Raw genomic sequence first — 21,229 nt, forward strand, 5'->3', positions numbered from 1 at the left:
CCCGATGACGGTCCCGGTCTATCCCTTCGACGTCTGGATCTGGGCCGCCTTCGATCCGGTGCTGATCGCCATCGCCCTGGTGATGGGCTGGAAGTCGGACCAGTTCGTGAAGGTCATCCTCGTGTCGCTGATGGCCTTCGCGATCTCGGTTCTGGTATCCTGGGCCGTCACCGCGATCGGCATTCCCTGGCCGGCGCCGGTGAGCCACGACGGGCCGACCTTCTTCCCCGTGCGCTGGATCGCCGGCTTCCTGTGGGGCACCGTGGGCTTCCTGGCGCACCAGCTCTACCGCCTGCGCGCTTGACCGCGCCGGCGGGCCCTTCCACCTTTTCCGGCGCGAAGCCGCGCCACGCACCCCTTCCGGCGCATCCCCGCGCCCCGCAACGCTGAATTCGGGCCATCATGACCGCTGCCGTGAACCCCAAGAAGCTCATCAAGGGCGGCCTGCACGACTGGGAGGTCGTGATCGGCATGGAGATCCACGCCCAGGTCACGAGCCGCTCGAAGCTGTTCTCCGGCGCCTCCACCGCGTTCGGCGGCGAGCCGAACGACCACGTCTCCCTGGTGGACGCGGCGATGCCCGGCATGCTGCCCGTCATCAACCAGGAGTGCGTGGCCCAGGCCGTGCGCACCGGCCTCGGCCTGAAGGCGCAGATCAACCACCGCTCGGTGTTCGACCGGAAGAACTACTTCTATCCGGACCTGCCGCAGGGCTACCAGATCAGCCAGTTCAAGGACCCGATCGTCGGCGAGGGCGAGGTGCTGGTCGATCTCCCCGACGGCGAGTCGATCACCGTGGGCATCGAGCGCCTGCACCTGGAGCAGGATGCCGGCAAGTCCCTGCACGACCAGAACCCGACCCAGAGCTTCGTCGACCTCAACCGCTCCGGCGTCGCCCTGATGGAGATCGTCTCGCGGCCGGACCTGCGCTCGTCGGAGGAGGCGCGCGCCTACGTGACCAAGCTGCGCACCATCCTGCGCTACCTCGGCACCTGCGACGGCGACATGGAGAAGGGCTCGCTCCGCGCCGACGTCAACGTCTCGGTGCGGAAAGTCGGTGACCCGCTCGGCACGCGCTGCGAGATCAAGAACGTCAACTCGATCCGCTTCATCGGCCAGGCGATCGAGACCGAGGCCCGGCGCCAGATCGCGATCATCGAGGATGGCGGCACGATCAGCCAGGAGACCCGCCTGTTCGATCCGGGCAAGGGCGAGACCCGCTCCATGCGCTCGAAGGAGGAGGCGCACGACTACCGCTACTTCCCGGACCCGGATCTGCTGCCGCTGGAATTCGACCAGGCCTACGTCGATGCCCTGGCCGCCGGCCTGCCCGAGCTGCCCGACGCCAAGAAGGCGCGCTTCATCGAGTCCTACGGGCTGTCGCCCTACGATGCCGGCGTGCTCATCGCCGAGCGCGCCTCGGCCGACTACTTCGAAGCGGTGGCCAAGGGCCGCGACGGCAAGGCCACGGCGAACTGGGTCATCAACGAGCTGTTCGGGCGCCTGAACAAGGAGGGCCACAGCATCGAGTCCAGTCCGGTCTCGGCCGACCAGCTCGGCGCCATCGTCGACCTCATCGGCGAGGGCGTGATCTCGGGCAAGATCGCCAAGGACCTGTTCGAAATCGTCTGGTCCGAGGGCGGCGATCCGCGCCAGATCGTCGATGCGCGCGGCATGAAGCAGGTCACCGACACCGGCGCCATCGAGGCTGCCGTGGACGAGATCATCGCCAAGAACCCCGACAAGGTCGCCCAGGCGCGTGAGAAGCCGACCCTCCTCGGCTGGTTCGTCGGCCAGACCATGAAGGCGACCGGCGGCAAGGCCAATCCGGCGGCGGTGAATGCGCTGCTGAAGGCGAAGCTCGGGATCGAGTAGCGATCGGGCCTGTATTCCGCGCGTCGGACAGCCGCGGCCGGAACCGTTTGGCGAACCGGCCCGTCCGGCTTGTCGATGCATGCATCGTCCGCTGAGAGCGCGTGCTGCCTTCGGGCGCGGGACCGGCCTTCCTCAGCGTGACGGTCGCGGTCCGTCGGCGCCCGAACCCTGGCTCAGATGCTCCCGCGCATGGGTCGAGCCGCTCGCGCGGAAGCGCAGCGGCGACGTGTCGAGATGAACGTTCTCATGGAATTCCGGCGCGACGCGCACCAGCCTGTGTTGAGAAAACTGGCGGCGGAAGCGGCCGAGGTGGGGCCTGGTGCATGTCTGAAGTCGTGCCGTGATGGCCGCTTCTGTGCCCCGGAGACCGCTTCCGTCCCGTAATTCGCGTGTGCGCTGCTCAACGTCCAGGTCGAATCAGCCCTGGATGATCGCCGCAGCCGCCTGCTGGGGTGGCGTCATTCCAACATCTCCTGCGTCCGGTCGGTCGTGATCGTTATCCGATCAAGGCCTCCTCGTTGCTTGAGCTGTGCTTTGCCGTCGAAGCACCACATCAAGGTGCGACCGGATCGTGAATGCGTCAAGAGCCTATTTGCAGGATTTCGCGACTGTATTCATTTCCATCGCCACAGCCTTGAAATATCCTGTCGCGGCAGTCGCTTGGGCGCGGCTGCAACCCCTCGCCATGGCGCAACAGCCTACGGGGTGGGGGCCGCAGCTCCGGGGAAGCGGCTCCGCAGGCGTGCGAGCCAGTCCTGCCGATGCGTACCGGGCTCGCCCACCGAGACGGTGGCGGTCATGCCGGCGACCAGGGTGACGCCCTCGGGCACCGCCTCGATGCGGATGCGCACCGGCACCCGCTGGGCGAGGCGGACCCAGGTGTAGACCGGGTCGACGTTGGGCAGGCCCTGGGTGCTCGCGGTGGCGTTGGCGGTGCTGATGCCCAGGGTGATGCTCTCCACCGTGCCACGGATCAGCGGGTCGTAGCCCAGGAGCTCGGCCGAGACCGGATCGCCCACGTGGATATGGGCCATCTTGGTCTCCTCGAAGTACCCGTCGATCCAGAAGGAATCGGTGTCGATGATGGCGATGTTGACCGTGCCGGTGGTGGCATAGTCGCCAGGACGCAGCAGGAGGTTCGTCACCCGGCCATTCACCGGCGAGCGCACCTGGGTGCGCTGGAGGTTGGTCTTGGCTTGAGAGAGCTGCGCCTTGGCCGAGGCCACCGCCGCCTCGGCGATCTTGGCGGTGCCCGCATATTGCTGCTTCTCCTCCACCGAGGTCGAGAGGGTGGTCAGCGCCTCGCGCCGGGCGGCCTGGGTCCGCTTGACCTGGAGGTCGGCCTCCCGGTTGTCGAGCTCGGCCTGGGCCGAAGTCACCGAGACCTCGAAGTCGAACGGATCGATCACATAGAGGATGTCGCCCTTCTTCACGGTCTGGTTGTCGGCGACGCGCAGCTCTGTGATCTGGCCCGAGACCTGGGGCGCCACGCTGGCGACCTGCACGCGCACCCTTCCGTCGCGGGTCCAGGGAGCGGTCACGTAGAACTGCCAGACGAAGGCTGCCGCCACGAAGGCGCAGGCCAGGATGAGTCCGGTGATCAGCAGGCGCAGCACCCGGCGCCCCCGGCCGGGCGCGCGGGGGCGGGTATCCGGCGCAGCACGGGGGCGGCTGTCGGAGCCTGTGGCGGCGGTCTCGGCGGGCGGGTCTTGAGCCATGGTCACAGGAACACGATCAGGAGAGCGAGGATGCAGACGTAGAGGCCGGCTTCCGCCAGGGGTGGGTTGGCGACGTAGCGGGCGATGCGCAGGCGCGCGAAGATCAGGCGCAGCCCCACGAGGATCGCCAGTGCGCCGGCGGCGTAGGCCACGAAGGGCGAGAGCATCACGCCGCCGAGATCGAGGTCGCTGCGCATCAGGCGACTTGGATGCCGAGGCGCCGCAGGAAGCGCCCCTGGCCCTCGGCAACGTGGGCGGCGGTTGCGAGGTCGCTCACCGCCCGGGCAAGGTGCAGGCGCGTGGCCGGATCGGCCTGTCCGCCGGCGGCGAGAAGGGCCGCAGCGGCCTCCCGCATCCGGCCGACATCGACGTTCGCGAGGGCCGCGCCGGCCCGGCCGGCGACCGACGTCAGGGCCTTGTCCCGGGCGAGACCGCGCAACTGCGCCTGGGCGCGGGCGGCGGCCGACTCCATCCGGGCGAGGTCGAAGGCGCGGTCGAGATTCGCCCGGCGCACGGCCGCGCTGCCCGAGCTCCAGCGGGCGAATTGCAGCAGACGGTCGCTGTTGAGGCTGGTCCGCGTCGTGGCGTCGCCGCCTCGGCCTGCCAGGGCCTCGACCAGGGCGCGCCGGGCCGAATCGAGGGCGAAGGCGCGGTGACGGGCATTGGAGACGGGAAGGATGACCCGGACGGTGAAGAAGAGGATCAGGGCCGCGAAGATCACCAGGAACGCGTTGGTGAGGAACCCCTGCGGGTCGTAGCTCTGGGGGTTGGCGGGCGAGAGCAGCACGGGGAAGAACACCAGCAGGATGAAACCGATGCCGAAGGTCGGCGGATTGAGGCTGAGGAAGCAGGCGGCGAAGACCACCGGCGCTATGGCGATGGCCAGCAGGGGAAAGCCCTGGACGCCGGCGAGCGCCCCGAACAGCACGAGACCGGCGCAGAGGGCTGCCAGCGGCATGCCGATGAGCACGCCCTTGGCGAAGACGCGCGGGTCGGGGGTGATCGAGGAGAGCGAGCAGGTCGACGCCACCTGGACCAGGGCGAAGGAGGTCGCGGGCCATCCCGTGGCGACGAGCAGGAGAGCCGTGAGGCCGAAGGCGATCACCACCCGCATGGCGCCCCGAAGGGCTTCCGGCATGTCGCGGTGGGTCGGGAGCGGCACGTCGCGCAAGGGGCGGCCGCCATGGGCGAGGACGCAATGCCCGTCCGCCGCGAAGGCGGCCGCCCGGGCGAAGTCGAGGGCGCGCTGCAGGGCGAGGATCGCGTCGAGGGGCTGGCCGCCCGTGCGCACCGCATCCTCGACGAGATCCGACAGACGTGCCGCCGCCCGGACCGCGTCGGCCTCCGGCTCCGTGAGCCCGAGGCAGAGGGCGCGCGCCTCCACCACGGCGGGCGGCGGGGCCGGGAGGCGGGCCACGGCCCCGCGAAGATGGCGGGCGGCCGCCGCCATGACGTAGAGCGCCGCGATGGCGCTGCGGGCCCCCGCGGCCCGGTCCGGCCCGTCGTCGAGTTCACCCGCGATGGCGCTGGCGTCGCCCCGCAGGGCGGCGATCTTGCGGATCAGCGCCGCGGTCCGCTCGGAGCCGGGATCGCCCTGCGTCAGGGTCTCGCGGGCGAAGGCCCGGGTCTCCGCGAGGGCGTCGCCGAGGGTGTCGCGCACGGTCCGCCAGATGCTCGGCGACCCGAGGGCGTCGTTGATGAAGGTGATCGCCACGATACCGAGCGTGATCGCGGCGACCCGTTCGACGGCCGCGTCGAAGGTGCTCTGTGGCGTATCGATATGGGCGATGGCGATGATCGCCACGGTGTAGCCCGACAGCATCGCCCCGTAGGCGCGGGTATCCTGCAGAAAGTGGGCGGTGAAGACGCACAGGCCGAGCCAGGTCGCGAAGGCGACCAGGAGCACCACCCGGTCCTGCGCGAACAGCGCCATCAGGACAATGGCCACGGCAGCGCCCACCAGGGTGCCGAGAAAGCGGTAGAGTGCCTTCGACAGGGCCTGCCCGCGCTTGGGCTGGGCCAGGATCGCCACGCAGACGGCCGCCGAGGAGGCGCTCGAGAGCTGCAGCCAGAAGGCCGCGTAGAGAGCCAGGACCATGGCGAGCCAGATCCGCACGGCGAAGGCCCAGGCGGCGGGCTTCGGGATCACGCGCTCGAGGGCGGCGAGGATCCGGTCCGGCAGGCGGGGCAGGCTGTCGGCGACGGTGCTCACCCCGGGACTCCGCCGGGCATCGCGTCGGGGGCACGCGCCGCGACCCGGGCCTGCCACAGACAGAGCAGCGGGGTGACGAGGAGTTCGACGGCCAGGGCGGCCAGCATCAGGAAGGACGGCAATCCCGTCAGAGCCCAGCCGAGGAGGCGGGCGAGTCCACCGAGGGCCACCACCAGGGTGAGGAAGCGGAACAGGGTGGTCTTGGCCTCGATGCCGGGCACGCAGGTCCAGAACAGGATGCCGATGCCCATGTGCAGGCCGGAGAGGTATCGGAAGTGGCTGTCGGCGGAGACGTCGACGAGGCCGCCGTGTCCGATCCCGTTCAGGCCGAACAGCACGCCGTAGAGACCGGAGGCCACCGGGACCAGGGCCATCACCGCCACCGCGCGCTGCAGCGCCTGCCGTTCCCGCATCGTCGCGTCCGTTCGGAATCCGCCTGTCAGGATCGGCAACCGGGACGGCCAGGCTTACGTTCCTTGGCGACCCGCGAAAGGACCGGCTCGGTTCCGCACGGGATGTCGGCCGCCCGCGGAAGATCGCGCGCGGCCGGGTCGCCTCAGGCCTTCATCTGTTTCAGGCGCTTGACGCATTTGCTGTAGTATTGCGGCCATTTCGGTCCCTGCGCGGCCTTGTCGGCGACCGAGAGGGCGCGCCACTCGGCGCCGCATTTCTTCTGACGCTCGCGCGCGGCGCTCTGGCCGACGCTGAACTCCTTGGCGGGCTTCGCCGCCGCGGCTTGTGCCAGCGCACCGCTGGCGACGAACGGGCTTGTCAGAAGGAGGGGACTTGCCAGAAGCAGCAAGCCCGCGAACAAAGCACGGGTGTGACGCGAACGGAACGACAGCATGACGACCCCCGGGGACGCTTGGGCGCCGCCGTGTGGCGGGCCGGCCGCATCACAGCCACAACCCCGGGCGAGGGCAAGTGCCATTTGTACGGGTATCGACGCGATCCACCGCTCGTGCCACGTGTCGGAGCGATGGCACGGAGTCTGCAACCATCCGCTCGCGTTCCCGATTGTTTCGGCGGGTCGAGCGAGCCTGAATAAGGTCGGAAACATCAGCATGGCACACGCGCCGGGAAAACCCATCGACGTGCACACCTGGAGCACGCCGAATGGCTGGAAGATCCCGATCATGCTGGAGGAGTGCGGGCTGCCCTACCGGGTGGTGCCGGTGAATATCGGCCGGGGCGACCAGATGGCGCCCGACTTCCTGAAGATCTCGCCGAACAACAAGATTCCCGCCATCGTCGACCCGGACGGACCGGGGGGCGAGCCCATCACGGTGTTCGAGTCCGGTGCGATCCTGCAGTATCTCGGGCGCAAGACCGGCTGCCTCTACCCGGCCGACGCGCGCGCCCGGGTAGCGGTGGACGAGTGGCTGTTCTGGCAGGTCGGTGGCTTCGGGCCGATGCTCGGCCAGGTCCATCATTTCCGCATCTACGCGCAGGAGAAGATCCCCTACGCCATCGACCGGTTCACCGCGGAGGCGCAGCGCCTCTACGGCGTGCTCGACCGGCACCTCGCGGACCACGAATTCGTGGCGGGCGACTTCTCCATCGCCGACATCGCGATCCTGCCCTGGGCCAAGTACCACGAGAAGCAGAGCATCGAGCTCGCCAGCGTGCCCCACGTGCGGGCCTGGCTCGACCGCGTCATGGCGCGGCCGGCCGTGCAGCGGGGATTCGCGGCGGTCTGAGCGGCTGCCTCACCCAGCCAGCGTCACCTCAAGGGTGTCACTGGCCGGCGTCCCGTGGCGGGCGTCCTCTGGCCGCCATCACTCGGCCGGCGGCGCGACCGCCTTCGCGGGGGCGGCCTTGGCGGCCTTCGGTGCGGGCCGGGGAGCGGGCGCCGAGTCGGGCGTGGCGGCGGAGGCCTGCTGGTTCACGTCCGGCACCCGGGTCCAGGTCTGCGAGCCGCACAGGACCTTGAGGAGGCAGCCGGAGACCGAGAGCTCGGAGTTGCTCTCGCGCTCCAGGCTGACCTGGTACATCTTGCCCTCGTCGGCGTTGTAGATCTCGCCGGAGAACTTCGCCTCCTCGGGCTTCAGATTATCGAGGAGCGTCAGGCCAAGCACCGGGCGGCTGCGCTTCTTCGGATCGGGATTCTTGATATCCGTGCGCGGGGTCCCGTCCTCGTTGGTCGCAGTCTTGGCCCACACCACCTTCCCGCAGATGTTGGCGGCACCCGGACCGCAGCGGTCGATGCGGACCTTGGCGCGGCCGTCTCCGGTGAGCCAGGTGCCCGAGGGGTCCTGCGCGGGGGCGGCGGATGCAGGGGCGAGGCCGGTGAGGATGAGGGCGGCGGTAAGAGCGACGCGCATGTCCTGGTCTCCATCGTGGCGTGGCTGCGGCAGGAGGCCGGCGGCCAGAGAGTCGGCAAGGGGATCGGCAAGCGACCCGGCGCGGCGGCAGGGCCGTGTTCGTCTGGCCACAGGAGGCGTCCGCATTCGGGCGATTTTCCGGCGCTGTTGCGCCAAAGCCATGGCGGCGGGAAAACCGGCACCGATCGTCGGGTTATCCCCCGCGTTCGCGCCTCGGGTTGAGGGGCGGGAGCCTGCCGGCTATAAGCCCGGCGCCGAAGCCATTTTCGGCTGAGCGATCACAACCGGACGGACCATGGCCACCGAGCGCACCTTCTCCATTCTCAAGCCCGACGCGACGAAGCGGAACCTGACCGGAGCGGTCAACGCCGTGATCGAGAAGGCGGGCCTGCGCATCGTCGGCCAGCGCCGCATCCAGATGAGCCGCGCCCAGGCCGAGAAGTTCTACGAGATCCACAAGGAGCGCCCCTTCTTCGGCGAGCTCGTGGAGTTCATGACCTCCGGGCCGGTCGTCGTGCAGGTGCTCGAGGGCGAGAACGCCGTTGCCAAGTACCGCGAAGTGATGGGCGCCACCAACCCGGCCAACGCCGATGAGGGCACCATCCGCAAGACCTTCTCCGAGTCGGTCGGCGAGAACACCGTTCACGGCTCCGACAGCCTCGACAACGCCAAGGCCGAGATCGCCCAGTTCTTCCAGGATTCCGACATCGCCGGCTGAATCCTTCGGGGTTCGGACACGGTCGACCAAACCGGCGCGCCGGAGCTTCCCGGAAGCTTCGGCGTTTGCCGTCCCAGTGTGGCCCCGGCGCCCTTGCGCGGCGGGGGCACGGACGTGAAACCGGTTCGTTCCCGAATCGCTTTCACGGACCCATCATTCCATGCGCTCCATCGCCCCGCGCACCGGCCGACTCCTGCTCGCCGCCGGCCTGCTCTCGCTCGTCGCCGCCTGCAATACCAACAAGTCCGGCCCGACCGCGTCGCTCGAAGGCTACACCCCCGATCCGGCGCTGAAGACGGCCTCCGCCGGCAACCTGACCGGGCGCGTGCGTCACGCCTGCACGGTCACCCAGGCCCGCCTGCAGAACGTCTCCGAGGTCTCCCTCGCTCGCCCCTGTGGCTGCTACGCGAACCAGACGCTGGCAAGCCTCGACAGAAGCGAACTCGATGCCTACCGCAGCACCGGCTACTTCAATGATTCCGCCCGCGCCAAGGCGCTGAACGCCCTCGACAGCTGCAAGCTGCCGCGTCCGGCGTAAGGCTCGGCTCGTCCCGGACAGCCGCGGCTGGCAACGCGTTGGAGCCGCTTCAGTGCGACGACGCGTTGTCCGGAGCCGGCGCGTCTCCCCGCTCCCCCGCCGCGATGCGCGCGGCCTGGAGGAGCTCGTCGGCGAGGCCCGGATCGTCCACCGCCCGGGCCAGGACGACGGCGCCCACGAGGGTGGACAACTTGGCGAGCGCTCGCTGCCGGCGGCGCTCCTTCGCACCCTGGGGCGAGAGCTCGGACAGCAGACCGACGAGGTGCCGAACCCCGTGGGTAAAGCGTGCCCGCAGGGGACTCCCCGTCGGCTCGCGGGCCACGTCGTTGGCCAGGGCGGCGAGGGGGCAGCCCATGCCGGGCGACTGGACGTGGCCGACGGACAGGTAGTTGGCGATCAGCATGTCCAGGGCGCCGCGTCGGTCCTCCCCGAGGGCCGAGTCGAACGCCTCGACGGCCAGCGCATCCTTGCTGGCGAACTGGCCGTAGAAGCCGCCATGCGTCAGGCCGGCCGAGGCCATGATGTCGGCCACCCCGACTCCGTGGAGGCCACGCTCCCGGAACAGGGCGGCGGCGACCTCGACGACCCGTTGGCGGTTGAGCTTGGCCTGCTCCTGCGAAACTCTCGGCATCTCCGGCTCTCCCGTTGCCGTCCCGGTCTTATATAGATGCGGGCCGTCATCAATACAGGTCCGCGTCGGCCGACCCGCCGAGGGGGCAGGGTGCGGGTCGGCCGACGGACCGCGCGAGGCTGAGGAAGCCCAGCGCGATGCGCTTATATCATCGACGCCGGGATCTCACCCCGTGCCCACGTCAGGTCCCGGCCGCCTGCGGTGCCGCCTCGGTTGCGTCCCCTGCGGCGCGTGGCTGACGGGCCACCCGGAACCAGAGCGCATAAAGGGCGGGCAGGAACAGGAGGGTCAGCAGGGTGCCGACGCCGACGCCGCCGATCAGCACGTAGGCCAGCGCCCCCCAGAACACCGAGTGGGTGAGGGGAATGAAGGCCAGCATGGCGGCGGCCGCCGTCAGGATCACGGGGCGCGCCCGGCGCACGGTGGATTCCACGATGGCGTCGTAATCCCCCAGGCCCGCCGCCTGATCGTGGTGGATCTGGTCCACCAGGATCAGGGTGTTGCGCATCAGGATGCCTGAGAGGGCGATCAGCCCCAGGATCGCGTTGAAGCCGAAGGGCTGGTGGAAGAGCAACAGCGTCGGGGCTGCGCCCACCAGACCGAGGGGCGCGGTGGCGAAGACCATGAACATGGTGGCGAATGAGCGGACCTGGATCATGATGACGGTGAGCGTCACGATCAGCATGATCGGGAACACCGCCACCAGGGACAGCATCGCCTTCTCGCTCTCCTCCACGGCACCCGCGGTATCGATGCGGTAGCCCGGCGGGAGCTTGGCCTTGATCGGCGCCAGGAGGGGAAAGACCTGGGCGTGGATGTCCGGCGGCTGCTTGCCGTCGAGCACGTCGCCCTGGACGCGGATGTAGGTCTCGCGGTTGTAGCGCTTGAGCACCGCCTCCTCGGTCCGGCTCTCCAGGCGCGCCACCTGCGAGACCGGCACCTGGCGCCCGTCCCTGGTCGTCAGCGTCAGGTCGCCGATCTCGCCCAGGGAGCGCCGCTCGGGCCCGGGGCTGCGCAGGACGACGTCGACGGAGCGCAGGTTCTCGCGCACCTGGGTGGCGGGCGTGCCGTTGAGGTAGCTCTGCAGCTGCTGGCCGGCCTCCTTCGGGGTCAGGCCGATGAGGCGCAGGCGTTCCTGGTCGAAGGCGAGGCGCAGGCTCGGGGTCTTGTCACCCCAGTCGAGGTGCACGAGGCGCATGTTGGGATTGGCTGCCATGACCTCCCGAACCTCGGCGGCGATGCCGCGGATGACATCGAGGTCGGGCCCCACCACCCGAAAGGCGACGGGAAAGCGGATGGGTGGGCCGAACACGATCTGGAGCACCCGCACGCGGGCTTCCGGAAAGCGGCCGTCCTCCACGAGCTGGCGCACCTTGCCCCGGAGGACGTCGCGCGCCTGGGCGTCGGCCGTCTGCACCACGATCTGCGCGAAGGCCGGATCGGGCAGCTCGGGATCGAAGGAGAGGACGAAGCGCGGCATACCCTGCCCGATATAGCTCGTGATCTCTTTGGCCTCGGCCAGGTCGCGCACGGCCGCCTCGACCCGCTTGACGCTGGCCTCGGTGGTGGCGAAGGCCGAGCCCGCCGGCAGCGTGACCTCGACGATGAGCTCGGGGCGTTCCGAATTCGGGAAGAATTGCTGCTCGACCTTGCCCATCGCCACCACGGCGAGGGCGAAGAGCCCCACGGTGATGCCGGCGGCGAGCCACTTGTGGTCGACGGACAGGCGCACGACGCGGCGCAGGCGCTCGTAGGTCTTCGTGGCGTAGATCGCGTCGTGGCCGCCCGCCACCGTCATGATGTTCGGCAGGAGCTTGACGCCGAGATAGGGCGTGAAGGTCACGGCCACGATCCAGGAGATGATCAGCGAGAAGGCCACCACCCAGAAGATGTTGCCGGCGTACTCACCTGCCGTGGAGGCGGCAAAGCCCACGGGCAGGAAGCCCGCGATAGTCACCAGGGTGCCGGTGAGCATCGGCGCGGCCGTGGCGCTCCAGGCATAGGTCGCCGCCTCGATGCGGTCGGCGCCTTCCTCCATGCGCACCACCATCATCTCGATGGCAATGATGGCGTCGTCGACGAGGAGGCCGAGCGAGATGATGAGGGCGCCCAGCGTGATGCGATCGAAGTCGCGGCCGGTGACCATCATCACCACGAACACCGCCGAGAGGGTGAGCGGCACGGCCAGGGCCACCACGATGCCGACCCGGAAGCCGAGCGCCACCAGGGAGACGAAGATCACCACGCCGAGGGCGGTGAAGAACTTGACCATGAATTCGTGGATGGCGTCGTCGATGACCTTGGCCTGATCGGTGATCTTGGTGAAGCTGATGCCCACCGGCGTCTCATGGTGGATCGCCACTTCCTCGGCATTGAGCGCCTCGCCGAGCTTGAGACCGTTGAAGCCCGGCTTCATCACGAGGCCGAGCATCAGGGACGGCTCGCCGTCGTTGCGGATCTCGAAGGTTTTGGGGTCCTCGTAGCCGCGCCGGACCTCGGCGATGTCGCCGAGCTTGAGGCTGCGGTCACCGGCGGCCACGGGCAGGTCGCGGATCGCGTCGAGCCCGTCAATGGCCCCGTCGAGGCGCAGGTACACGCGTGGACCCGCCGCCTCGACGAAGCCGGCCGGGGTGACGTCGTTCTGGTTGGCCAGCGCAGCCAGCAGCTGCTGGCCGGTGACGCCGAGGGTCGCGAGGCGCTGGTAGGAGATCTCGACGAAGATCTTCTGAGCCTGCTCGCCCAGGATGTTGATCTTTTCCACGCCCGGCACCCGCAGCAGGCGCTGGCGCAGGTCCTCGGCGCGCAGCACGAGCTCGCGATGCGGCAGGCCCTTGGCCTGCACGGCGTAGAGGGCGAAGTAGATGTCCGAGAACTCGTCGTTGAAGAGCGGTCCCAGTACCCCGCGTGGCAGGCTGGAGGCCTGGTCGGAGAGCTTCTTGCGGGTCTGGTAGAACTCCGACGGGAGCTTGGCCGGGGGCATCGCATCCTTGAAGATGACCTTCGTCACCATCAGGCCTGGGCGCACCGTGGTCTCGGCCCGGTCGTAATAGACGAGCTCCTGCAGACGCTTCTCCAGGGGGTCGGCGACCTGGCGCTGCATCTCCTCCGCCGTGGCGCCGGGCCAGGCGGCCGAGACCGTCATGACCTTGACGGTGAAGGCCGGGTCCTCGGCCCGCCCGAGCTTCTCGAAGGCGAAGAAGCCCGCCCCCGTAAGGGCGATCAGCAGGAACAGGGTGACGGCCCGCTCGCGGACGGCGAGCGCCGAGAGATTGAAGCCGCTCATCGCACCACTCCGGTCATGCTGGCGGGCGCCGGGCGCACCCGCTGGTCCGCCTTGAGGAGATGCGCGCCGAGCGCCACGATCCGGTCGCCGGGGTTGAGGCCGCCGACGATCTCCGCGCGCTCCTCGCCCAGGCGGGCGACCTGTACGATCTGCGGACGCACGGTCTCGGTGGCGGCATCGTAGCGCCAGACCGCGGTGCCGCGCCCCTGGTCGAACAGGGCCGCGAGGGGCACCTCGACGCGCGGCAGGCGGGCCGTCGCGGGGGCCCTGAGCTGAAGGGTGACGGTGGCGCCCAGGGGCGCGGCCTCGCCGCCGCCCGACAGGATGTAGCGCGCCCGGTAGGTGCGGGTGGCCGGGTCGGCGGTGGCCGACAATTCACGCAGGCGCACCGGGTAGGTCGCCGCGCCTTCGGCATAGAGAGTGGCGGAAGCCTCCCCTTCGGCGGCGCGGCGGCTGCCCTCGGGCAGGAACACCTCCGCCTCGCGCGCCCCGTCGCGGGCGAGCTTGACCACCGTCTGCCCGGCCGCGACCACCTGGCCGGGCTCGGAAGGCACCTCCATCACGACGCCGTCCGCATCGGCCTGGAGTTCGGCATAGCCCGCCTGGTTCTGAATCTGGCTGGCCTGGGCCTCGGCATTGGCGAACTGAGCGATGGCGGCATCGGCCGCGCCCTTGTTCTGGTCGTAGGTCTGCCGCGAGGTCCAGCCGTCGGCCACCAGCTTGCGGCTGCGCTCCTCGTCGGCCTTGGCCTTGATCATCTGGGCCCGGGCCGCCTCGACGGAGGCGCGGGCGGCATTCAGGGCAAGCGAGAAGTCGGTGCGGTCGAGGCGCATCAGGGGCTGGCCGCGGCGCACCCGATCACCCGGATCCACGAGGCGGTCGAAGATCTTGCCACCGACCCGGAAGCCGAGATTGCTCTCGGTGCGGGCCCGGATCACCCCGGTGTAGCGCGAGACCGCGTCGGGGCCGGGGGCCACCTCGGCGATCTGAACCAGGGGCGGCTCGGGGTTCACCGCCGTCTCCGCCGGCGAGCACGCGCCGAGGGCGAGGGTGGCAAGTCCGGGTACGAACCACTTCTGCATGACGCATCCTCCGCAGCCGGACCGTCCGCCGCCCTAAAATTACGATCATAATCTATTTTGGTGAAGGGTCGGGGTCAAGGATGCTGTGGCGGCCGGCGTGCGAATGGACACGGGGAAACAGGAACACCGGGAGAGGTGAAGTCCCTGATCAGGAGTTCTGAACGACCGGATCGGTCAACGCGGCACCCGTGCCCCTCAGCGCCCTGGCGCTGGCGCCGGGCCGGACCGCACGACCAGGGAGGCCAGCAGCACCGCCATGAAGAAGAGGAAGTACTGGTTCACCGACAGTTCCTCGAACATCATCGAGGGCACCAGGAACAGGGCCGTGTAGGCGGCGAAGGGACCGGCAGCGGCGGGTGCGAGGGCGATGCGCACCAGGGCGGCGAGGAGGAGCAGGGCCGTCGCGATGCCGCTCTGGAGCGCGAGGGAGATGAAGCCGTTATGCGGCGTCACGAGCCCGGTGAGGGCGCGGAGTTCTTCGCGCCGCGTGGTCTCGCCAACGCCGAACGGGTACTCGGCCACGAGTTGCAGGGCGGTGAAGCCGGAGATGAAGCGCTCGTCGGCGTTGCCCGAGACGTTGCCGTCGCCGGCAAAGCGCGTCTCGATCGACTGCGCCAGCTTCTGGGGCAGGGGGATCTCGCCCGTCATCGAGAAGCCGATGAGCAGGATCCCGAGCACCCCGAGGACGGGCAGCACCACCTGCAGCCGGATGCTGCGGCGCATCAGCACCAGCAGGATCAGCACCGGCATGAACAACCCGGAGCGGTTGTTGGTCAGGGGGAAGCTCGCCAGCAGGGCCGCGAAATAGGCAAGGTAGATCAGGTTCAGGCGGTAGCGCAGGCTGAGCAGCAGGGCCGCGGCCCCGCCGAGGGCGAAGACGTGGCCGGTCTCGTTTCCCGACGCCCAGAGGCCGCCCTGCTTGTCCTCGACGAAGAGCTTGAGTTCCTCGTCCAGGCCGTCGGTCGGAACTCCGAGGCCGAAGCGGTCCAGGGGGAGTCCGGAGGACGAGAGCAGCAGGACGACCAGCGATCCGCCGAGGCCTGCGAGAAGGCCCCAGCAGAAGGCGTTCTCCAGGCTTCGGTCGCGGAACATCACGAGCAGGATCATCGCCAGGACGAAGTAGAGCAGCAGGACGAGGGTCAGGTAGACGTCGCCCGCCTGGATCTCGGCCTTCAGCACCAGCGAGAGGGCAATCAGAATGCCGACGGCTCCGATCGGGACAGCCTGGCGCAGCCCCTCGACGATCACGGCGCGGCGCAGGCCGAACCAAGGGATCAGCAGGAAGGGCAGGAGGTCCGACAGGCGTTGGACCGGCAATCCGAAGCTCGACGTCAGGACGTTGAGCTGCAACGCGACTCCGAGCAGGAACACGGCGGCACGGTCGGCCACGATCGGCACCGCCCGCGTCCGTTGCATCCCGACCGCAATCGGCTCCGCTGGCCCCGTCATCGCTCCGGACCCTCCGAGAATACGCCGTGAACCCGGCGGGGGCACGCCTCCGACCACGCGCGCACTCTCGCGCGCAAAGGTTTGCGAAGCGTGCAGGCGGCGGAACGCGCCCGGCTCAGCCGCCGCGGCGGACGAAGAACCCGAGCGCCGCGCGGACCGTGGGACGCAGGAAGACCAGGGCGAGGGCGCCATAGGCCATCATGCCCAAGCTCACGCAGGCGAACAGGCCGAGGCGGTCGCCGAGGCCCGCATGGATCGGCTCCTGCATCAGGAGCACCACGGCCGCCATGGCTCCGGCGCAGGCGGTGGCGGGCAGCAGCACCCCGACGAGACCCCCGTTGCTCACCGGGACGAAGCGCCCCGCCCGCGCGACGATCAGGGGCGAGAACAGGTAGGCCCGGACTACGTGGCCGATGACGAGGGCCGACAGGCCGAACGGTCCGGTGAGGATCGCCGCCACGGCTCCGATCCCGAACTGGACGCCGGCGAGCTTCAGGGCGGTGCCGCTGCGGCCCAGGGCCGTAAAGATCATCCACAGCATGGAGGTCACGACGAATTCCGGCGCCAGGAGCGCGAGGATGCGCAGGACCGGCGCCGCATCGTGCCACTGATCGCCGAACAGGAACGGGATCAGCGTCGGGGCGACGGCCGCCATGCCGAAGAAGGCCGGCAGCGCCAGGAACGCCGAGGTCCGGGTGAAATCGTGGAAGGCGGCGGCGAGGTCGGCAGGGCGATCCTGCAGGCGCGCATAGGTGGTCAGCGCGACGGCCGAGAACGGGATCACCGCGACCTGGCTCACGAGATCGATACAGCGCCAGGCGAGGCGCAAGTGACCGACATCGGTGGTGGACAGGAAATAGGCGGCGATCACCTCCTGGCTGCGGATCGAGAACACCAGCAGCAGGTTGGTGGAGAAGACCCGCGAGCCGAAGGCGAGCTGGCGCCGGGCCGCCGCGAGATCCAGGCGCCGGGCCGGGACCCAGGGCATCGCCGCCCAGGTCAGGAGTGTGGTCGCACCGGTGGCGACGAGGCGCTGGACCACGAGGCTCCAGACTCCGTAATCCGCGAGCGCCAGGGCCAGAGCGGCGGCGCCCCCGAGGATGTTCGCGCCCAGCGCCCGCAGGGCGAGCTTGCGGAAGCCGAAGCTGCGCTGAAGGCGCGCCTCGTGGATCGCGCCCAGGGCCGAAATCACGAAGCAGGCGGAGAGCGCGCAGAGGGCGGGACGCAGTTCGGGCAGGTCGAGCAACCAGGCGATCGGCCAGGACAGACCGACGAGGGCCGCCGCGTAGACGACGCTGGAGGCCAGGGTCACCCAGAAGGCCGTGGCGGCGAAGGCCTCGTCGAGGTCGGCCTGCTGGACCACCGCATCGGGCAGGCCGCCGCGGGCGACGATCTGCAGGATGTCGATGAAGACGGCGGCGACGGCGACGAGCCCGAACTCGGCGGGCTCGATCAGTCGGGCCAGCACCAGGAACACCCCGAAGCTGAGCACGACGTTGCCGACCGAGGCCACCGCCACCCACCGGGCCGCCGCGAAGGAGCGGCCGGAGACGTCCGGCTCGTCGGTGACACCGAGGGAGGCCGGTGCGGTGGCGGCCTGCCCCGGAAGCAGTGCGGTGGCGCTCACGCGCGGTCGGCCCGGCGCTCGTCCACAAGCTCGGCGTAGAGGTCGAGATACTTCTCGGCCACGCGCTCGGAGGTCGATTCGCGGATGACGTGCTGGAAGCTGCGCTCGTCCGGCAGGTCGACGCGACCGCGGGCGATCACGGCCCGGACCCGGTCGGCGAGTTCGGCCGCATTGCCCGGCGTGAACAGCCACGCGGCGTTGTCCTCGCCGATCAGCTCGGGGATGCCGCCCGAGGCCGCACCGATCACCGGCACGCCCATGACGTAGGCCTCGTAGATCGTCCGCGGCGAGGGCTCGGCCCAGAACGAGGGCACGATGAGCACGTCGATCTCGCTGAGGAAGTCGGCGGGCTTGGCCCAACCCACGAACTCGATCGGTAGGCCCTCGGCCTGCGCCCTGAAGCGGTCGATCGAGTCGTCCATCGCCTGGCCGGCCACGAGACAGCGCCAGTCGCCGGGTCCGACCGCGCGGAATGCGTCGACGAGGGTGCCGACGCCCTTCTCGACGTTGATGCGGCCGAGATAGCCGAACGTCAGCGGTCGGCCGGTGCGGTCGATCTGCCGCCGCGCCTCGGGATCGCCGTCCGGTACCGTGCAGGAATAGTAGATGACCCGGCGGCGCTCCGGCGCAAGATGGCGGAACAGGCCGTGATCCACGTGGGTCTTCAGGATCTCGGTCCCGACGCTGACCACGGCCCCCACCGCCCGGTTGGTAATCTGCTTGGTGGCGTTCACCACCTTGCAGCCGAGGTGCCAGTGCGTGCAGGGCTTGCCGTGCCGGAACATCGCGGCATTGCCGCAGATCAGGTCGTATTCGCAGACCGTGTGAACGATCGGGATGCCGCGCTTGGCCGCCTCGCGCCAGACCAGGGTCGAGACGTCGAGCAGCGAGTGCGTGTTGACGATGTCGGGCCGGAAGTCGTCGACGACGCGGCCGAACTCGGCGGCGATGGCGAAATTCCACTGCTGCTTGAGCTTGGCCCAGGTGCGGCCGACCCGTGTCGCCTTGGGCCAGTCCTCCAGCCAGAAATCGTTGTTGTGGGCCATGCGATAGACGGTGACGCCGTTGCGCACGGTCTTGGGCTCGGCCTCCCGGGCGATGCAGGCCGCCGCCACAATGTGACCGGCCGCGACCAATTCCTCGGCGAGGTGCTCCACCGAGCGCTCGGCACCGCCGACGATGTAGGGCGGGTAAAGCGCGCTGAGATGCAGGATGCGCAGCGGTCCGGTGGCGGCGATCCGCGCGGCGCCCTCCGCGCCGCGCGCTGCATGAGCCGGGGCAGCGGACGGCGCCAGCGGGGCGCGGGCGAGGCCCGAGGCCGTCATCGGGGCAGCGGCCATTTCGGAAGCTGTCATCACGGAAGCGGTCATGGGCGACACTCGTCGAGACGCGGAGGCTCGGAGAAGGCCACCGGCGGGAGAGGATGGGGGGAGGCCGCGACGCCAGCGCGAACGGCGGCGTAGAGTGCGAGATAGGCGGCGGCGACGGCGTCGGGGTCTGTGCCCGATCGAACGGCTTCGGCACGGGACAGACCGTCGGAAAGGCACTCCGGCGCGGCCACGACCCGCGCCATCGCGGCGGCCAGGGCGGCGGCATCGCCGGGAGGGACGAGCCAGGGACCGGGGCCGACCTGCTCGCTGATTCCACCCACGGCGGTACCGATCACCGGCACGGCGCGACCGTAGGCTTCCGCCACTGTGCGGCCGAACGCTTCCGGCCAGACCGGTGGGACGACGAGACAGTCGATGGCGTCGAGGAAGGCATCCTTGTCGGCATACCCGGCAAACGTTACCGGCAACCCTTCGGCCAGGGCACGGTATCGCTCCAGTCCATCCGCCGCGCGGCCGGCGATGACGAGGCGCCAGCCCTCGGGTGGCAGGTGGCGGCAGGCCGCCAGCAGCACGTCGGTGCCCTTCGAGGCCTCGATGCGTCCGAGGGAGCCGAACACGACCGGGTCGCCGGGCCGGCGCGGCTGGCGTGCGGAAGGACCGCCGGGGGCGATCGGGTTCCAGATCACCTGGCGGAGCGGGTGGGGAATCGCGGTGAAGAAGCCGGCGGCCAGGTGCCGGTCCAGGATGTCGGTGCCGACTGCCGCAACCGCGGAAACCGCACGCTGGCACCGGCGGTGGGGCTCGGCGTAGAGCCGGCACTTGAGGTGCTGGCCGACGCAGGCCCGTCCGTGCTTCGCCATCGCCCCGTTGGTGCACAGGCTCGTGAAGTCGTGAAGCGTGTGGACTACCGGAATGCCGAGGCGCCGGAGCATCGGCCAGATGGCCGGGGTGATCTCCGAGATCGAGTGGGTGTTCACGATATCGGGGGCGAAATCGCGGACCGCCGCCTCCATCCGGCTCAGCGTCTGCCGGTTCCACTGCGTGGCGAGCTTGTAGCGGAGGCGGTCGAGGCGTCCCTGCCGCGGCCAGTCGAGGCTGTGGAAGGGCGTACCGTGTCCGGTCCGATAGACGGTGACCCCGTCCTGCAGGGTCGGGGCCTCCCACCGGCGCGAGGCGCAGGCCACCGCAACGGCATGGCCGAGGTCGGCCTGAATCCGGGCCAGGGTCTCCACCATCAGTTCGGCGCCACCGACCTGCTCGGGGGCGTAGAGGGAGCTAAGGTGCAGGATGCGCATCCGCGGCCTCCCCGGCGGGCATCGGGCGGGCGGCGTCCTGCAGCGCCTCGATCAGCACGCCCTCGTAGCGCCGGGCGGTCTCGGCCCAGTCGTAGCGGCGGGCGTTGGCGTGGCCGCGCACGATCAGGTCGGCACGCAGGCCGGGCTCGTGCAGGAGGCGGCGCAGGGCCGCGGCGAGCGCGGCGTGATCCGTGGGATCGAAGGTGAGCGCACCATCCCCGGCGATCTCGGGCGTCGCCGAGCGATCCGAGCACAACACCGGGCAGCCCAGGGTCTGCGCCTCGAGCACCGGCAGGCAGAATCCCTCTGCGAAGGAGGGCACGCACAGGCAGAGGGCGCCCCGGTAAAGGCTGGCAAGGCGATCCTCGCCGATGCGCGACAGGCGCATCAGACGCACCGGCGCTCCCGAAAGGGCCGCCGCGAGGGTCTCCTGCGGGTCCTCGCCCACATGGACGATGGCGAGGTCGGGATGGGTGTGGGAGAGCGCCGCGGCCGCACGCGCCAGGGTGGCGAAGTTCTTGTTGTGGGTGGCATTGCCCACCGCCAGGACGTAGGCGCCCCGCGTGGCTTCGGGCGCGACGCCGCTCGATGCCGACGCATCGAGCATGGCCGCGGAGGGCGCGGTCCGGACCCTTTCGCGCAAGGAGGGGTAGAACTGCCCGAGACTGTCCCGGGTGGTGTCCGACACCGCGATCACGCGGGCGCTGTTGCCGAGAACGAGCCGGAAGATCAGGTCCGTCGTGAGCGCCTCGCGCCACCCGGTGCAGTCCGGGATGGTGCGGAAGTAGATGTCATGCACGACGCTGACGCGGGCCCGGCCCCCGAAGGCCGCACCGTAGGGATCGGCGTTCAGCACCACGTCGATTCCCTCGGCCCGGCAAAGGGCCGGGACGGTGACGGCCTGGCGCAGGACATCGAGGACCATCAGGCGCGGGCGCGGCACCGTCAGGACCGCGACCCGGTCGCGGATCGCCTCGGGCAGTTGCGTGCGGGTCCAGGGTGAGCGCAGGACGACCGCGACGTTGCCCCGGTCGAGCAGCCCGGCAATCACCCGGAAGGCGACCAGCGCCACCCCGGACGGGCGCCCCCCGTGCTGGCTCGGCATGTTGACGAGGACGCGCATCATCGTGGCTCGGCAGCTTCGGA

19 protein-coding genes are annotated in these 21,229 nt (G+C 69.9%); 5 read left to right on the forward strand and 14 right to left on the reverse strand.

The genetic code is table 11. From position 1 onward, the window contains the following. Nucleotides 1-4: 4 nt before the first annotated feature. Nucleotides 5-304: a hypothetical protein gene (locus tag ASF58_RS07580; RefSeq protein ID WP_055949802.1), complete on the forward strand. Its 300-nt coding sequence runs from the start codon at nt 5-7 to the stop codon at nt 302-304. A 98-nt stretch (nt 305-402) separates the two neighbouring features. Then, a complete protein-coding gene (gene gatB / locus ASF58_RS07585) occupies nt 403-1,875 on the forward strand; it encodes an Asp-tRNA(Asn)/Glu-tRNA(Gln) amidotransferase subunit GatB (protein ID WP_055949805.1) in 1,473 nt (490 codons plus the stop codon). Between the two features lie 698 nt (nt 1,876-2,573). Here the strand turns inward: gatB and ASF58_RS07590 are convergent. The 5 genes from ASF58_RS07590 to ASF58_RS07610 form a co-directional block, all read right to left on the reverse strand. Further along, nucleotides 2,574-3,593 carry an HlyD family secretion protein gene (locus ASF58_RS07590; RefSeq protein WP_055949808.1) on the reverse strand — a complete coding sequence of 340 codons (1,020 nt, stop codon included), beginning with the start codon at nt 3,591-3,593 and terminating at the stop codon, nt 2,574-2,576. Nucleotides 3,594-3,595: 2 nt separating this feature from the next. Further along, a complete protein-coding gene (locus ASF58_RS07595; protein ID WP_055949811.1) occupies nt 3,596-3,790 on the reverse strand; it encodes a DUF1656 domain-containing protein in 195 nt (64 codons plus the stop codon). Further along, the gene (locus ASF58_RS07600; protein ID WP_055949814.1) at nt 3,790-5,805 is read right to left on the reverse strand and encodes an FUSC family protein; all 2,016 of its coding nucleotides are present in this window, start codon (nt 5,803-5,805) and stop codon (nt 3,790-3,792) included. Before ASF58_RS07600 ends, ASF58_RS07595 begins: the two co-directional genes overlap by 1 nt. Continuing rightward, nucleotides 5,802-6,218, reverse strand: a complete 417-nt coding sequence (locus ASF58_RS07605) for a DUF4345 domain-containing protein (protein ID WP_055949817.1) — start codon at nt 6,216-6,218, stop codon at nt 5,802-5,804. The genes ASF58_RS07600 and ASF58_RS07605 overlap by 4 nt, the downstream gene beginning before the upstream one ends. A gap of 143 nt (nt 6,219-6,361) precedes the next feature. Next, nucleotides 6,362-6,619 carry a hypothetical protein gene (locus ASF58_RS07610; protein ID WP_055950090.1) on the reverse strand — a complete coding sequence of 86 codons (258 nt, stop codon included), beginning with the start codon at nt 6,617-6,619 and terminating at the stop codon, nt 6,362-6,364. Between the two features lie 250 nt (nt 6,620-6,869). Between ASF58_RS07610 and ASF58_RS07615 the strand changes: the two genes are divergently transcribed. Then, entirely contained in the window at nt 6,870-7,505 is a 636-nt protein-coding gene (locus ASF58_RS07615; protein WP_055949820.1) for a glutathione S-transferase N-terminal domain-containing protein, read from the forward strand. A 78-nt stretch (nt 7,506-7,583) separates the two neighbouring features. On the opposite strand, the gene ASF58_RS07620 is transcribed toward ASF58_RS07615, so the two are convergent. After that, the gene (locus tag ASF58_RS07620) at nt 7,584-8,129 is read right to left on the reverse strand and encodes a DUF2147 domain-containing protein (protein WP_055949823.1); all 546 of its coding nucleotides are present in this window, start codon (nt 8,127-8,129) and stop codon (nt 7,584-7,586) included. Between the two features lie 295 nt (nt 8,130-8,424). On the opposite strand from ASF58_RS07620, the gene ndk reads away from it, so the two are divergent. Both ndk and ASF58_RS07630 read left to right on the forward strand, forming a co-directional pair. Further along, nucleotides 8,425-8,847 (forward strand): nucleoside-diphosphate kinase, encoded by a 423-nt coding sequence (ndk, locus tag ASF58_RS07625; RefSeq protein WP_055949826.1) that lies wholly within the window; start codon nt 8,425-8,427, stop codon nt 8,845-8,847. 160 nt (nt 8,848-9,007) lie between these two features. After that, nucleotides 9,008-9,385, forward strand: coding sequence for a hypothetical protein (locus tag ASF58_RS07630; RefSeq protein WP_055949829.1), 378 nt, complete (start codon nt 9,008-9,010; stop codon nt 9,383-9,385). Nucleotides 9,386-9,434: 49 nt separating this feature from the next. Here the strand turns inward: ASF58_RS07630 and ASF58_RS07635 are convergent, their stop codons facing one another. From ASF58_RS07635 to ASF58_RS07670, 8 genes are all read right to left on the reverse strand, one after another. Next, entirely contained in the window at nt 9,435-10,016 is a 582-nt protein-coding gene (locus tag ASF58_RS07635) for a TetR/AcrR family transcriptional regulator (RefSeq protein WP_055949832.1), read from the reverse strand. Nucleotides 10,017-10,197: 181 nt separating this feature from the next. Beyond that, nucleotides 10,198-13,299 (reverse strand): efflux RND transporter permease subunit, encoded by a 3,102-nt coding sequence (locus ASF58_RS07640; protein WP_055949835.1) that lies wholly within the window; start codon nt 13,297-13,299, stop codon nt 10,198-10,200. Beyond that, on the reverse strand, nt 13,296-14,381 hold the full coding sequence (locus tag ASF58_RS07645; protein ID WP_055949837.1) for an efflux RND transporter periplasmic adaptor subunit: 1,086 nt from the start codon (nt 14,379-14,381) through the stop codon (nt 13,296-13,298). Before ASF58_RS07645 ends, ASF58_RS07640 begins: the two co-directional genes overlap by 4 nt. Before the next feature lie 195 nt (nt 14,382-14,576). Next, on the reverse strand, nt 14,577-15,797 hold the full coding sequence (locus tag ASF58_RS07650; protein ID WP_156375576.1) for an O-antigen ligase family protein: 1,221 nt from the start codon (nt 15,795-15,797) through the stop codon (nt 14,577-14,579). A gap of 148 nt (nt 15,798-15,945) precedes the next feature. Then, entirely contained in the window at nt 15,946-17,457 is a 1,512-nt protein-coding gene (locus ASF58_RS07655) for a lipopolysaccharide biosynthesis protein (RefSeq protein ID WP_055949842.1), read from the reverse strand. After that, complete coding sequence (locus ASF58_RS07660) at nt 17,454-18,812, reverse strand: glycosyltransferase family 4 protein (protein WP_244477216.1); 1,359 nt, start codon at nt 18,810-18,812, stop codon at nt 17,454-17,456. Before ASF58_RS07660 ends, ASF58_RS07655 begins: the two co-directional genes overlap by 4 nt. 11 nt (nt 18,813-18,823) lie before the next feature. Then, the gene (locus ASF58_RS07665) at nt 18,824-20,083 is read right to left on the reverse strand and encodes a glycosyltransferase family 4 protein (RefSeq protein ID WP_055949847.1); all 1,260 of its coding nucleotides are present in this window, start codon (nt 20,081-20,083) and stop codon (nt 18,824-18,826) included. Further along, nucleotides 20,064-21,206 carry a glycosyltransferase family 1 protein gene (locus ASF58_RS07670; RefSeq protein ID WP_055950095.1) on the reverse strand — a complete coding sequence of 381 codons (1,143 nt, stop codon included), beginning with the start codon at nt 21,204-21,206 and terminating at the stop codon, nt 20,064-20,066. The genes ASF58_RS07665 and ASF58_RS07670 overlap by 20 nt, the downstream gene beginning before the upstream one ends. Nucleotides 21,207-21,229 lie beyond the last annotated feature (23 nt).

Origin of the sequence: Methylobacterium sp. Leaf125 (genome assembly GCF_001423085.1) — a bacterium.
Classification (GTDB): domain Bacteria; phylum Pseudomonadota; class Alphaproteobacteria; order Rhizobiales; family Beijerinckiaceae; genus Methylobacterium.